Below are 13,107 nucleotides of genomic sequence, written 5' to 3'. Positions count from 1 at the left end.
GCGGAACGCGATGCGCAGGGCCATGCACGGACGACTCGGAAACTGCTCCGTCCTCTCACTCCTGGCCGTGATCGAGCCGGAGGCCTCACCATGAGCGCATGAAGATCTCGCAACGTGCCCAGGCCGTCGCCCCCTTCTATGCGATGGAGTTCGGCAAGCAGGCCGCGGCGCTGGAGGCCCACGGCCACCACGTCGTCAAACTCAGCATCGGCGAACCGGACTTCGGCGCGCCCCCGGCCGTCCGGAACGCGATGCGCGAGGCAATGGACGGACGACCCATGCCCTACACCGCGAGCCTCGGGCTGCCCGCGTTGCGGGAGGCGATCGCGCGGTTCTACGAGGAGCAGCACGGCGTCGAGGTCGACGCGTCCCGCGTCGTCGTGACCGCGGGGGCGTCGGCCGCCCTGGTGCTGGCCACCGCCGCCCTCGTCGACCCCGGGGATGAGGTGGTCATCGGTGACCCGTCGTACCCCTGCAACCGGCAGATAGTCGAGAGCTTCGGCGCCCGCGTCACGCTCGTCCCGGCCACCGCCGAGACCCGCTTCCAACTGGATGCGGCATCCGTCCGGTCGCGATGGACGGACAGCACCCGCGGGATCATGATCGCCACCCCGTCGAACCCGACGGGCACCTCGGTACCGGCCGACGAACTGGCGGCGATCTGCGAGCACGCCCGCGAGCGCGAGGCGTGGCGCATCGTCGACGAGATCTACCTCAACCTCAGCGACCACGACGACCAAGGACGGCCACCACGCAGCGCCCTCTCCTTCGACTCCGACGCCGTAGTCATCAACAGCTTCTCGAAGTACTTCGGCATGACCGGCTGGCGGCTGGGCTGGTGCGTCGTCCCCGAGCCCCTCGTACCGGCGATGGAGCGCCTCGCCCAGAACTACTTCCTCTGCGCCTCCACTCCTGCCCAGCACGCGGCTCTGACCTGTTTCACCCCCGAGGCCCTCGCGGTCTGCGAGGCCCGCCGCGCCGAGTTCGCCCAGCGGCGCGCCCTCGTACTGCACGGCCTGGATCGGCTCGGACTGCCGGTTCCCGTGCCGCCCGACGGCGCGTTCTACGTCTACTTCGACGTGAGCGGCACCGGGCTCACTTCCTGGGAGTTCTGCGAGCGAGCACTCCGGGACGCTCACGTCGCGCTCACGCCCGGCCGGGACTTCGGCGTGCACACGGCGGAGACGCACGTACGGCTCTCCTACGCGGCGTCGGCCGACGCACTGCGCGAGGGAATCGCCCGGCTCGGGAAGTTCCTGGCCACGCTCGAGTAGCGCGGGCGGCCAACTGTCCTTCCGTGCCGCGGCGCCCTGGAGGGGGGCCGAGTTCCCGCGAGCGTTCCCCTGTCGCTGCGGGTCGTTGAAGTTATGGATCACGTTCCGGACCCGGTCCGCGCTGGTGAACGTTACCTCGGCGATCTTCGCCGCGGGCATGCCCTGCGCGGACGGCAGCACCTCTGGGCCCGCCGCCAGGTCACCACCGACCCGGTGCCTCTGCGGGTGATCCGACATCAACAACCGGCCGGCTACGACCTCGAAGGTCCGCGATCAGCCGTGGTGTCCAGGCCGTTGCGATCGAGTGCTGCCCGGATCCGGCTGAGCCACTCTGTGCCCAGCTGGCGCCCGTTTGGGAGTTGGTCGCCTCGATCCCAGCGCCACGTTGTGATCACCGCCAGCACGAGGATCCGGCACTCGCGCAGCAAGTCTTGATTGACACCGGGATAGTGCTCGCTGACTTCTTCGGGCGCATGGGCGAGGTCGAATTCGACGGGCCCCCGGCAACACGTCTCAAGGTCTACAAACAGCAACCCGCTCTTCGTGGTGAGCACGTTGCCCGGGTGCGGTTCGCCGTGCAGCAGTTGCTCGGCGCCGCCGCGCTCGCCGATCACTCGTCTCAGGCTTCGTAACGTGTCGCCGAGCAGCTCCCGGTCCGCGTCGGAGAGCGCCGGAGTGTGGTCGCGGTTCGCCACGAGTTGCTGAGCCTGCTCGACTCGATCCGTGAAGTGCGGCGTCGGGACATCGAGCTTGCGCATGCCGGCGTGCAGCCGCTCGAGCGCATTGGCGTAGTCGGCTGGTGAGACCTCTCGCGGTGACACGGGTTCGTAGTAGGTCCACAGCGTGACCACGAAGCCGTCACGCTGATAGACGTGCGGCTCCACTCGAGGCTCGAGAGCAGCCACAGGGCACCCGGATTCGGCGAGCCGCTGAGCGAGCTCGACTTCGAACCGTGCGACCTGATGCGCTACAGGTGCCACCCGGGCCAGGACGTCACAAGGCAGCAGACGCAGAGTGAGCTTGTTCGAGTCATGAAGAACGATCACGTCGTCGACTGTCAGGCCAAGTGATGAGGCGGTCGACATGGCCGCGGCCACCGCACGCGGGACCTCTGACGCCTGCATCGCCGCCTGGCCCCTCTCCCTTGAGCGCTGCCACAAATCTCAAGCGGTGAACCTGCGCACCATACCAAGTTGGCCACGACTACGTCCGGCACGGCACCACGAACCTGTTCGCCGCCCCGCTCCTTGGACCTTCTCATGGCCATGCAGCATCGGTCGCGCTGCGTGCCTCGACACGTATCTCTCGCCGCTGATGTCGACCGACGTCACGAAACCTCGGCGAGCGGCGCGAACAGCATCTTCGGCAAGCAGGGCGGTTCCTCGTTCACGGCCCCGCACCTTCACCAGGCAAGAACGAAAGGTCCGATATAGCCTGAAATAGCTCGCTATATTAGCCGCTCATCGTGCGGGAGGGGATCATGACCTTCGTTCAGCTCATCGACTGCAAGACCAGGAATGTCGACCAGCTCAACCGGCTGATGGACAACTGGGTGGAGGCGACACAGGGCAAGCGGACCGCCACGCACTCGATCGTCGGGCGGGACCGTGCGGACTCGACACATGTCGTCGAGATCGTGGAGTTCCCGTCGTACGAGGAGGCGGTGAAGAACTCCAACCTCCCCGAGACCAACCGCATCTTCGAGGAACTGGTCGCCGCCTGCGACGAGACGCCCGCCTTCACTGATCTCGACGTCGTACGGGACGAACAACTCAACAAGATGGTCGTTCGCCGCTTCTTCGACGAGGTCATCAACGCCAAGAACCTCGACCTCGCCGACGAACTGTGCACCGGCAACTACCGAGAGCACGACCCCGCTCTGTCCTCCTACGACGTGGACCTGGCCCAGGCCAAACGGGAGAACGGCGAGATCATCAACGCCTTCAGCCCCCGGCTCACGCTGGAGAGCATGATCGCCGAGGGAGACCTGGTGACCTGCCGGATCACCTTCCAAGGCCGGCACACCGGCAGCTACCAGGGGATGGAGGCCACCAACCGGGACATCGCCGGAACCGGGCACGCCACGTTCCGCTGCGAGGGCGGCAAGATCGCCGAGAGCTGGTGGAACTGGGACGATCTCGGGCTGCTGCGGCAACTGGGGGCCGTGGAGGCCTGATCCACGGGCCTCAGGCGCCACCGCAGCGGGACCGCTGCTGCCCGCGCAGCAGTGGCTGCTTGTCCAGCGCCACCCGGGACGCCTGCCCCGTCGCTTCCACTTCATCACGCTGTCGATGTGCCTTCCGGAGCGTTTCAGCTGACGCAGGGCGCTGATGCAGTTCCCGGTGACGGGCGTCGAGCATGCGGGCCCTGGCTTCAAGCGGCCGATGGTGGCAGGGAGCCCCGCCAGCAAGCCCCCAGCTCAGTCCCAGGCCGTCACCGGCACGAACGAACTGTCCTGCCGGAACAGGTCCGTGCCGTCGGCGCGTTCCACGCGGAGCTGGTAGCTGTAGTGGCGCAGGTAGTCGCCGGGGTAGTTGTACGACTCGAAGCGGATCGAGCCGGCCGCCGTGCCGGTGCGGGCGATGAACGTGGCGTCCTTGGCGAACGTCGACGAGCCGTCGTTCGCGTCGAAGCGGGCGCGGAAGTCCCAGTGGCGCAGGTAGTTGCCGGCGCCGTCGCGGAAGGAGTAGGCGTTCGCGTCGGCCAGGCCGGGGACGACCGTGAAGGAGGAGGCCTGCTTCTCCGCCGTGGTGCTGGAGCCGCTCACCACGGGGAGGTTGAGAAGCGAGGACTGCACCTGCCAGTAGCGGGTGGGGAAGTTGGCCGACCGGAGGGAGCGTCTGACGTTCTTCGCGAGGGCGGGGCCGCCCGAGACCGTCTCCTTCACGACCGTGAAGTGGCGGGCCGTGCCGGAGATCCCGGGCAGTCTGGCCGGTGCCGACCAGGTGGCGAAGGTGTCGTGGCTGTCGCTGTGGTAGTAGCTGCCGTCGCCGTAGCCGTCGAAGAAGATCCGCCAGCTGCCGTTGTCGAGCTGCACCAGCGCCGGGCCCTCGCGGTAGCTGCCCCAGCCCGCCCAGTCGCCGGTCCTGCGGATCGTGTACGGGCCGGTGAGGTTCGTGGCTGTCGCGTACTCGATGTACTTGGTCGTCTCGTTCTTTGTGAAGGCATGGTAGGTGGAGCCGAGCTTCACGATGTACGTGTCGATGTGGTTGGCGCCGATGCCGGACAGGGCGACCGCTGAACTCCACGCCGTCAGCGCGGAGTTGGTGGCTCTGAGCCGGTACGGGGTGAAGATCCACTGGTCGTTGGCGGTGGAGCAGGACACGATGACGTTCACGCTGCCGTCGCTGTCGACGAACCACTCGGGCGCCCAGGCACGGGACAGGTTCGCGATCGGGACCGGGTAGTCGTACAGGAACGTCCAGTTGACGCGGTCGGAGCTGCGCGCGAAGCCGATGGTCGTGCTGGTGTCCTGCCAGGTGTGGGTCGTGTAGACGATGTAGTAGTAGCCGTCCGTGTGTCTGAGAATGCTCGCGTCACGGATCCGGTTGCTGGGCGGCGTGTACGCGGAGGACTTCAGCAGGCGGAAGTCGGTGGCGTCGTCGGACTGGTAGACGTTCACCGTACCGTCGGTGCTGTTGAGGAACGGCACGATGGTGTACCGGGTGGCGGAGCCGCTCGGCGGGGCGGCGGCCAGCGCGGCGCCGAGCAGTCCCGGGGCTTCGCCCAGCAGCACGACGGAGGCGGGCAGGGCGGCCAGCGCGCGCAGCAGCGCACGGCGGGACGGTGCGGCGGAGGTGCGTGGTGTCACGGCGACTCTCCCTCTACTCAAGCGAGTTCGATATTTCGAACGAAGTTCGGAAATTCGATCAGAAAGTAAGGGCGAGGCAGGGGTCCGTCAATGGTTTGAGCACGAACCGCTGTGCTCTGTGGCCAACGCTGTGACCACCAGGGACGTCGCGCGTGACCGTCCGGTCCCGCCGCGAGCGTTCCTCCGCGCGCCCCAGGACGTTACCGTTCGGTAGACAACGCGCTCCCGGAGGTGTCCGTATGACGCTCGACCGTTCCGCAGGCCTCGCGGAGTCCGCCCGCGCGCTGGCCGCCGGAGAGGTGACGTCCCGGGCGCTCGTGGAACAGGCCCTGACCCGGATCGAGGCGACGCAGGGCACGCTCAACGCCTTCCGTGTCGTACGGGCCGAAGCCGCGCTCGCCGAGGCCGACGCCGCGGACGAGCAGCTCGCGAACGGCGGCCTGCACCAGCCCCTCCTGGGCGTGCCCGTCGCCGTGAAGGACGACATGGACGTGGCCGGCGAGCCGACCGCGTTCGGCTGCCGGGGGGAGTTCCCGCCGGTCGCGGAGGACGGCGAGGCGGTACTGCGACTGCGCGCGGCGGGGGCGGTGATCGTCGGCAAGACCAACACCTGCGAGTTCGGGCAGTGGCCGTTCACCGAGGGGCCGGCGTTCGGCGCGACCCGCAACCCGTGGAGTACGGAGCACACACCGGGCGGCTCGTCCGGCGGCTCGGCAGCCGCGGTCGCCGCCGGTCTCGTCCCGGCCGCGCTCGGCTCGGACGGCGCCGGATCGGTGCGGATCCCGGCCGCCTGGACCCACCTGATCGGCATCAAGCCGCAGCGCGGCCGCATCTCCACCTGGCCGCGCGGCGAGTCGTTCCAGGGCATCACCGTCAACGGCACCCTGGCCCGCACGGTCGCCGACGCGGCCCTGCTGCTGGACGCGGCGAGCGGCAACCACGCCGGCGACCCCCATCAGCCGCCGGCCGTCCACGCCTGCGAGGCCGTCGGCCGCGACCCCGGGCGGCTGCGGATCGCGCTCTCCCTGAAGCCGCCGTTCACCGCCGTGCCCGCGCGACTGCGGCCGGAGGTCCGTACCCGGGTCGTCGAACTCGCCGACAGAATCGCCGCGTTGGGGCACACCGTGGAGGAGGCCGACCCGCCGTACGGGCAGATCGGGCTGGCCTTCGTGCCGCGCGCCACGGTCGGCATCGCCGAGCGCGTACGGGAGACGCCCTTCCCCGAACTCCTGGACCGGCGCACCCGGGACACGGCCCGGCTCGGGCGGCTGCTGGAGGGGGCTCCGCTGCGGGCGGCCCGGCGCGCGGAGGCGGTCCTGCACCGCCGTATCGGCACGTTGTTCACGTCGTACGACGTCGTCCTCGCGCCGACCACGGCCGATCCCCCGCCGCGCATCGGCGCCCTGCTGGGCCTCAGCGGCGTCGCCACCGACCGCGCGATGATCGCCGCCTGCCCGTACGCCTGGCCGTGGAACGTGCTGGGCTGGCCCGGCGTCAACGTCCCCGCCGGATTCGTCGACGGCGGTCTGCCCGTCGGCGCGCAGTTGCTCGGACCGGCGGGCAGCGAGCCCCTGTTGATCCAGCTGGCGGCACAGCTGGAGGCCGAGCTGCGCTGGCACGAGGTGTGGCCGGCGGAGCAGCTCGTCTCCGGCTCCCCTGCCGCGTAACCGGGTTCGACCCCCGCGCGCGTAACCGGCTTCGGCCCCCGCGGAGGCTCGCGCCGAACGTCCCGTACGGTACGCCTGTGACTGCGTTTACCGATGAGAACGTCCCCGGCCGCCACGGCCCCTCCGCGACCACCGAGGCCGACCCCCGCGAAGTCGGCCCGGTGCGCACCGAGTACGCGCCGGCGCACGACGGCGACCCCGATCCCGGGGAGATCGTCTGGACCTGGGTGCCGTATGAGGAGAACGACGGCCGGGGCAAGGACCGCCCGGTGCTCGTCGTCGCCCGCGAGGCCGCCGGCACCGTGCTCGCCGTGCAGCTGACCAGCAAGCGGCACGACGGGCGGCGCGAGTGGGTCCCGATCGGCAGCGGGCCGTGGGACCGGTCGGGGCGGGAGTCGTGGGTCGACGTGGACCGGATCCTGCGGCTGCACGAGGACGGCATGCGCCGGGAGGCGTGCGCCCTGGACCGGATGCGGTTCAACCTCGTCCGGCACCGGCTGCGGGAGCGGTACAGCTGGAACTGACGCGCACCCCAACGGGGTTCACCGCAGCAGCTCCCGCTGCGGGAACGCCCGTACGAAAGCCTCCCGGATCACCGTGCCCGGCGTGCGGTCCAGGATCCCGAACACCACCTGCTCGAAGACCCCGGCGAACCGCCCGCCCGGCCCGAGCAACGTCCGGAACGCGCCCGCCACCTGCGCCGGGTCGTTGCGGAACACACCGCAGCCCCAGGCGCCCAGCACCAGCCGCCGGTAGCCGTGGGCAGCGGCGGTCTCCAGGACGCGCTCGGCGCGCACGGCCAGCGCCCGGGGCAGCTCGGCGGCGCGCTCCGGCGTCCGGCTCAGGATCACGCCCGCGTTCGGCGCGGCCGCGGTCAGGAATCCGGTGGTGTACGGCTCGTCCAGCAGGTGACCGCGGTCGTCGCGGAGGACGGGAACGGCCGGTGAGTGGATGACACGGTCCGTATAGAAGGGGTCGCGGTGGGCGCGGTGGTGGTCGTAGAACCCGCTCGCCCGCAACAGGCACGTGTACAGCGCGGAGGCGCGGCACAGGGCCTCCTCCTGGGCCTGGGCTCCGTTCAGATACCCGCCGCCCGGATTACGGGCCGAGGCGAAGTTCAGGACGGCCGTCCCGCCACCGAGGCGCCGGGCGGCCTCCAGGCTGCTCTCCCCCGTGACCTCGACCGACGTCTCCACCGGACCCCCTGTGGCCTCGACCGATGTCTCGACCGGGGCGGCCGACGGCACCCGCACCGGTTCCGGCCCGTACATCCGCGTACCGTCCCGGGCAGCCGCAACGGCCGCCGCGATCGGTACCTCGCGACCGTCGGCGGCGCGGTAGGACCCCGCCGCCACGATCTCTTCCGTCTCCCGTGCGACGGCGCGCAGGCGTGCGCTCATGGCGCCACCCCCGTAAGCGCCTCGGCCACGCCCGGCGCGGCCTCCCCCGTCGTGCTCATGAACGCATCGTGAGCGATCCTGGTCATATTGCGCAACAGAGTTTCCCGGCCCCGGGAAACCCCGGAAACCCCAGGAGAAGCCCCCGCCAACGAGCAGAAAGCGGAGATTACCGAGGCGGAACATCCCGGTACGCACCCTTGTGCGAATCGACACGAGTGGTCTTGGGTGGGACGAGTGTGCCGACCCGGACCACCGATCCCGGGCCGGCGACATGGTGGAATCTCAGGAGGATCCCGACATGTCCGAAGCGTCATCCGATGCGGTGAGTGACTGTACGGAGCCACTCACCGCCGTCACCGAAGCGGAGGTCGAGGCCCTGGTCCGCGGCATCTGCTTCAAGACCGGCCCGCCCCGGCGCCTCGGGGTAGAAGTGGAATGGCTCGTCCACGAGCTGCGTCGCCCGCAGCTCCCCGTCACACCCGAGAGACTCGAAGCGGCCTACGCCGCACTGCGGACCCTGCCCCTGAGGTCGGCGCTCACCGTCGAACCCGGCGGCCAGCTGGAGCTCAGCTCGCCGCCCGCCGCCTCGCTGATGGAGTGCATCGGTACCGTCTCCGCCGACCTCGACGCCGCCCGCACCCTGCTGCGCGAGCACGAACTCGCCCTCGTCGGCATCGGCCACGATCCCTGGCACGCTCCCCGCCGGTTCCTGCGCGAACCGCGCTACGACGCCCTGGAGACCTGCCTGGACCGCACCGGACCAGCCGGCCGCGCCATGATGTGCAGCTCCGCCTCGGTCCAGGTGTGCCTGGACGCCGGGTACGAGGAGCCCGGCACCCTCGGTCACGTACGGCGCTGGTGGCTGGCCCACCACCTGGGCGCGGTCCTGGTGGCCGCGTTCGCCAACTCGCCGCTCGCGGGCCGGGAGCCGACCGGTTGGCTGTCCACCCGGCAGCTGCGGTGGACCCAGATCGGCGCCGAACGGGCCGGCGGGCCCCCGCTGGACGCGGATCCGCGCGGTGCCTGGGCCCGGCACGTGCTGGACACCCCGGTGATGTGCGTACGGCAGGACGGCGGGCCTTGGGACGTCCCGGAGGGGCTGACCTTCCGGGAGTGGACCCGGCACGGCAGGCCGAGACCGCCCACCCAGGAGGACCTCGGCTACCACCTCACGACGCTGTTCCCGCCGGTCAGACCGCGCGGCCACCTTGAACTGCGCATGATCGACGCACAGCCCGGAGACGACGGCTGGATCGTTCCGCTCGCCGTCGCGACGGCCCTGTTCGACGACCCGGAGGCCGCGGAGACCGCCTACCGGTGCGTCAAACCCCTGTCCGAGCGGGCCCTGTCGCTGCCCGCGCCGCACAATCCGCTGTGGATCGACGCGGCCCGGCGCGGTCTGACCGACCCCGAGCTGCACGAGATCGCCGTCACCTGTTTCACGGCGGCGCTCGGGGCCCTGCCCCGGCTCGGCGCCACCGCCGAGGTCACCGACGCCGTCGCGGCGTACCTGGACGGCTACGTCACCCGGGGCCGCTGCCCCGCCGACGACCTGCTCGACGGCCTCAGCGGCACGGACCGCAGCGCCTCCGGCGCATACGCCGGCCGACAGCACGTCCCGGGACCGGACGCCGGCACACAGCACACCCCCGGACCGGACGCCCGCGCACAGCACACGCCTGGCACACATGCCGACGGAACGCACGCCCCCGGAAAGCACCCCGGCGGGACGCACCTGCACGGGAAGGACAGCCGCCCATGACCGATCCCGCCCCCGACACCGATGCCGCTCTCACGGCGGATCCCGCCCCCGACGCCGACGCCCTGCGCGAGCGCGCGCTGAGCACGCTCACCACCGCCCGCGACCGCACCACCCTGCTCACCTCGTGCGTCGAGGACCCCGACCTGACCGCGCAGCACTCGCCGCTGATGTCGCCGCTGGTGTGGGACCTCGCGCACATCGGCAACCAGGAGGAGCAGTGGCTGCTGCGGGCCGTCGCCGGGCAGGAGGCGATCCGGCCCGAGATCGACAGCCTGTACGACGCCTTCGAGCACCCGCGCACCGAGCGGCCGAAGCTGCCCCTGCTGTCGCCCGCCGAGGCCCGCACGTACGCGGCCGACGTGCGCGGCCGGGCGCTGGACGTGCTGGAGAGCACCGCGTTCCACGGGACGCGGCTGACGGAGGCGGGCTTCGCCTTCGGAATGATCGCCCAGCACGAACAGCAGCACGACGAGACGATGCTGATCACCCATCAGCTCCGCAAGGGCCCACGGGCCCTGACCGCCCCGGAACCGGAGCCGGTGCCGCTGTTCGCCGGCCCGGCCGAAGTCCTCGTCCCCGGCGGCCCGTTCACGATGGGCACCTCGGACGAGCCGTGGGCGCTCGACAACGAACGCCCGGCGCACCGGCGCGAGGTGGCACCGTTCTACATCGACACGGTCCCGGTGACGAGCGGCGCCTACCAGGCGTTCATCGAGGACGGCGGCTACGACGACCCGCGCTGGTGGGCACCGGACGGCTGGGCGCACATCCGGCAGCACTCCGTCACCGCCCCGCTGTTCTGGCACCGGGACGGGAAGCAGTGGCTGCGGCGCCGCTTCGGCGTCACCGAGGTCGTACCGGCCGACGAGCCGGTGGTGCACGTGAGCTGGTACGAGGCCGACGCCTATGCCCGATGGGCCGGGCGGCGGCTGCCCACCGAGGCCGAGTGGGAGAAGGCGGCCCGCCACGACCCGGCCGGCGACCGCCCGATGCGCTACCCGTGGGGCGACGCCGACCCGGCTCCCGAGCACGCCAACCTCGGCCAGCGCCACCTGCGGCCGGCGCCCGCCGGGAGCTATCCGGCCGGTGAGTCGCCGCTGGGCGTGCGGCAGTTGATCGGCGACGTGTGGGAGTGGACGGCGAGCGACTTCCTGCCGTACCCGGGGTTCCGGGCGTTCCCGTACAAGGAGTACTCGGAGGTCTTCTTCGGGCCGGAGTACAAGGTGCTGCGCGGCGGTTCGTTCGCCGTGGCGCCGGTGGCCTGCCGGGGCACGTTCCGCAACTGGGACTACCCGATCCGGCGGCAGATCTTCTCCGGGTTCCGCACGGCCCGCTCGGGGGACGTCTGATGTGCCGTCACATGGCCTACGTGGGACCCGAGGAGCTGCTCGGCCGGCTCGTCGTGGAACCCCCGCACGGCCCGTACCGGCAGTCGTGGGCGCCCAGACGGCAGCGGTACGGGACGGTCAACGCCGACGGCTTCGGGGTGGGCTGGTACGCCGAGGGGGACCCGGCGCCGGCCCGGTACCGGCGGGCCGGGCCCATCTGGGCCGACCAGTCCTTCGCCGATCTGGCGCGGGTGGTGCGCTCGCGTGCGCTGCTCGCGGCGGTGCGGGACGCGACGCTGGCGGGCGCGGACGCGGAGGCCGCCGCGGCGCCCTTCGCGTCCGGTCCGTGGCTGTTCAGCCACAACGGCGCGGTGCCGGGCTGGCCGGGCTCGCTCGCGCCGCTCGTACCGACCCTGCCGGCCGAGGACGTGCTGTCGCTGGAGGCCCGCAACGACTCCGCGTTCGTGTGGGCGCTGGTCCTCGCCCGGCTGCGCGCCGGCGACGACGCGGGGCAGGCGCTGGCGGACATGGTGCCGGAGGTCGCCGCGGCGGCACCGGGCTCCCGGCTGAACCTGCTCCTGACCGACGGCGCGAGCATCACCGCGACCGCCTGGGGCGACACCCTCTGGTATCTCACCCGGCCCGGCGGCGGCACCGTCGTGGCCTCCGAGCCGTACGACGACGATCCGCACTGGCGGGAGGTCCCCGACCGCACCCTGCTCACGGCGAGCCGCACGGACGTGCTGCTCACGCCGCTCAAGGAACCTCAGCTCAGTGAACCGAGCGACCCCCTGGCGCCCGCACTCACGAAGGAGTCCCGTACGTGAGCCCGTTCCGTCTCACCCGCACGCTGCCCGAGGACGCCACCGAGGCAGCCCTGCGCGCCGATGTCCACCAGGGCCTGACCTCCAGCCCCAGGACGCTGCCGCCGAAGTGGTTCTACGACGCCCACGGCAGCGACCTTTTCGAGAAGATCACCGAACTGCCCGAGTACTACCCCACGCGGGCCGAGCGCGAGATCCTCGTCGCCCGCTCCGGCGAGATCGCGGCGGCGACGGGCGCCCGCACGCTGGTCGAACTGGGCTCCGGTTCCTCCGAGAAGACCCGTCATCTGATCGACGCGCTCACCGGCCTGCACACCTACGTCCCCGTCGACGTCAGCGAGAGCGCCCTCACCCAGGCCGGGCAGGCGCTGGCCGCGGAGCGGCCCGGACTGCACGTGCACGCGCTGATCGCCGACTTCACCGCCGCCCTGACCCTGCCGGACACGCCCGGCCCGCGGCTGGTGGCGTTCCTCGGCGGCACGATCGGCAACCTGGTGCCGGCCGAGCGCGCCACGTTCCTGGCCTCCGTGCGCGCCCTGCTCTCCCCCGGCGACGCCCTGCTGCTGGGCACGGACCTGGTGAAAGACGAGCAGGTCCTGGTCCGGGCGTACGACGACGCGGCCCGGGTGACGGCCGCGTTCAACAAGAACGTCCTGACCGTGATCAACCGCGAGCTGGGCGCCGACTTCGACCCCGGTGGCTTCGACCACGTCGCCCTGTGGGACGCCGAGCGGGAGTGGATCGAGATGCGGCTGCGTTCCCGTACGGCGCAGACGGTGAAGGTCCCCGCGCTCGACCTCGCCGTCGACTTCGCGGCGGGCGAGGAGATGCGCACCGAGGTGTCGGCGAAGTTCCGCAAGGAGGGCGTGCGCGGCGAACTGTCCGCGGCGGGTCTGGAGTTGACTCACTGGTGGACGGACGGCGAGGGGAGGTTCGCGCTGTCGTCGAGCGTGGCGCGGTGAGGCAGGGCGCCGTCGCCCGCGGCCCGGCCGCGGGCGCTCCGTCTCGCGCTCCGCCGCGGCTTGGGGCACGGTGGAGTGA

General features: G+C 71.3%; 11 protein-coding genes and 1 pseudogene. 8 read left to right on the top strand and 4 right to left on the bottom strand.

Annotated elements, in window-relative coordinates:
• Window positions 1-98 precede the first annotated feature (98 nt).
• Window positions 99-1,274: a pyridoxal phosphate-dependent aminotransferase gene (locus H8R17_RS14070; protein WP_187823508.1), complete on the top strand. Its 1,176-nt coding sequence runs from the start codon at window positions 99-101 to the stop codon at window positions 1,272-1,274.
• Window positions 1,275-1,358: 84 nt separating this feature from the next.
• Here H8R17_RS14070 and H8R17_RS48660 read toward each other — a convergent pair.
• Both H8R17_RS48660 and H8R17_RS14065 read right to left on the bottom strand, forming a co-directional pair.
• Window positions 1,359-1,504, bottom strand: a pseudogene (locus H8R17_RS48660) (IS630 family transposase); the annotation flags it as partial.
• A gap of 21 nt (window positions 1,505-1,525) precedes the next feature.
• The gene (locus tag H8R17_RS14065; protein ID WP_187823507.1) at window positions 1,526-2,398 is read right to left on the bottom strand and encodes a phosphotransferase enzyme family protein; all 873 of its coding nucleotides are present in this window, start codon (window positions 2,396-2,398) and stop codon (window positions 1,526-1,528) included.
• Between the two features lie 356 nt (window positions 2,399-2,754).
• On the opposite strand from H8R17_RS14065, the gene H8R17_RS14060 reads away from it, so the two are divergent.
• Window positions 2,755-3,450 (top strand): ester cyclase, encoded by a 696-nt coding sequence (locus H8R17_RS14060; RefSeq protein WP_187823506.1) that lies wholly within the window; start codon window positions 2,755-2,757, stop codon window positions 3,448-3,450.
• Window positions 3,451-3,693: 243 nt separating this feature from the next.
• Here the strand turns inward: H8R17_RS14060 and H8R17_RS14055 are convergent, their stop codons facing one another.
• A complete protein-coding gene (locus H8R17_RS14055) occupies window positions 3,694-5,085 on the bottom strand; it encodes a glycoside hydrolase family 43 protein (protein ID WP_187823505.1) in 1,392 nt (463 codons plus the stop codon).
• A gap of 239 nt (window positions 5,086-5,324) precedes the next feature.
• Here H8R17_RS14055 and H8R17_RS14050 point away from each other — a divergent pair, with 239 nt between their 5' ends.
• Both H8R17_RS14050 and H8R17_RS14045 read left to right on the top strand, forming a co-directional pair.
• A complete protein-coding gene (locus H8R17_RS14050) occupies window positions 5,325-6,752 on the top strand; it encodes an amidase (RefSeq protein WP_187823504.1) in 1,428 nt (475 codons plus the stop codon).
• 77 nt (window positions 6,753-6,829) lie between these two features.
• Window positions 6,830-7,276, top strand: a complete 447-nt coding sequence (locus H8R17_RS14045) for a type II toxin-antitoxin system PemK/MazF family toxin (protein WP_187823503.1) — start codon at window positions 6,830-6,832, stop codon at window positions 7,274-7,276.
• An 18-nt stretch (window positions 7,277-7,294) separates the two neighbouring features.
• Here the strand turns inward: H8R17_RS14045 and H8R17_RS14040 are convergent, their stop codons facing one another.
• Window positions 7,295-8,152, bottom strand: coding sequence for a TIGR02452 family protein (locus tag H8R17_RS14040; RefSeq protein ID WP_187823502.1), 858 nt, complete (start codon window positions 8,150-8,152; stop codon window positions 7,295-7,297).
• A gap of 298 nt (window positions 8,153-8,450) precedes the next feature.
• On the opposite strand from H8R17_RS14040, the gene egtA reads away from it, so the two are divergent.
• Genes egtA through egtD form a run of 4 tightly spaced genes read left to right on the top strand, consistent with a single transcriptional unit; the run spans window position 8,451 to window position 13,028 of the window.
• A complete protein-coding gene (gene egtA / locus H8R17_RS14035) occupies window positions 8,451-9,914 on the top strand; it encodes an ergothioneine biosynthesis glutamate--cysteine ligase EgtA (protein WP_187823501.1) in 1,464 nt (487 codons plus the stop codon).
• Window positions 9,911-11,263: an ergothioneine biosynthesis protein EgtB gene (gene egtB / locus H8R17_RS14030; protein ID WP_187823500.1), complete on the top strand. Its 1,353-nt coding sequence runs from the start codon at window positions 9,911-9,913 to the stop codon at window positions 11,261-11,263. The genes egtA and egtB overlap by 4 nt, the downstream gene beginning before the upstream one ends.
• Window positions 11,263-12,069 (top strand): ergothioneine biosynthesis protein EgtC, encoded by an 807-nt coding sequence (gene egtC / locus H8R17_RS14025; RefSeq protein ID WP_187823499.1) that lies wholly within the window; start codon window positions 11,263-11,265, stop codon window positions 12,067-12,069. Before egtB ends, egtC begins: the two co-directional genes overlap by 1 nt.
• Complete coding sequence (gene egtD / locus H8R17_RS14020) at window positions 12,066-13,028, top strand: L-histidine N(alpha)-methyltransferase (protein ID WP_187823498.1); 963 nt, start codon at window positions 12,066-12,068, stop codon at window positions 13,026-13,028. The genes egtC and egtD overlap by 4 nt, the downstream gene beginning before the upstream one ends.
• The last annotated feature ends 79 nt before the right edge of the window (window positions 13,029-13,107 follow it).

The sequence above is a fragment of the Streptomyces sp. TRM68367 genome, from assembly GCF_014495685.1.
GTDB lineage: Bacteria > Actinomycetota > Actinomycetes > Streptomycetales > Streptomycetaceae > Streptomyces.
Note: the sequence above shows the minus strand (reverse complement) of the source record. Positions and strands in the feature narration are given on the sequence as shown.

What these genes read in the sequence shown, in the direction of transcription:
- H8R17_RS14050 (WP_187823504.1), top strand. Translation starts at nt 5,325, where the DNA reads ATGACGCTCGACCGTTCCGCAGGCCTCGCGGAGTCCGCCCGCGCGCTG.
- H8R17_RS14070 (WP_187823508.1), top strand. Translation starts at nt 99, where the DNA reads ATGAAGATCTCGCAACGTGCCCAGGCCGTCGCCCCCTTCTATGCGATG.
- H8R17_RS14065 (WP_187823507.1), bottom strand. Translation starts at nt 2,398, where the DNA reads ATGCAGGCGTCAGAGGTCCCGCGTGCGGTGGCCGCGGCCATGTCGACC.
- H8R17_RS14060 (WP_187823506.1), top strand. Translation starts at nt 2,755, where the DNA reads ATGACCTTCGTTCAGCTCATCGACTGCAAGACCAGGAATGTCGACCAG.
- H8R17_RS14040 (WP_187823502.1), bottom strand. Translation starts at nt 8,152, where the DNA reads ATGAGCGCACGCCTGCGCGCCGTCGCACGGGAGACGGAAGAGATCGTG.
- egtA (WP_187823501.1), top strand. Translation starts at nt 8,451, where the DNA reads ATGTCCGAAGCGTCATCCGATGCGGTGAGTGACTGTACGGAGCCACTC.
- egtC (WP_187823499.1), top strand. Translation starts at nt 11,263, where the DNA reads ATGTGCCGTCACATGGCCTACGTGGGACCCGAGGAGCTGCTCGGCCGG.
- egtB (WP_187823500.1), top strand. Translation starts at nt 9,911, where the DNA reads ATGACCGATCCCGCCCCCGACACCGATGCCGCTCTCACGGCGGATCCC.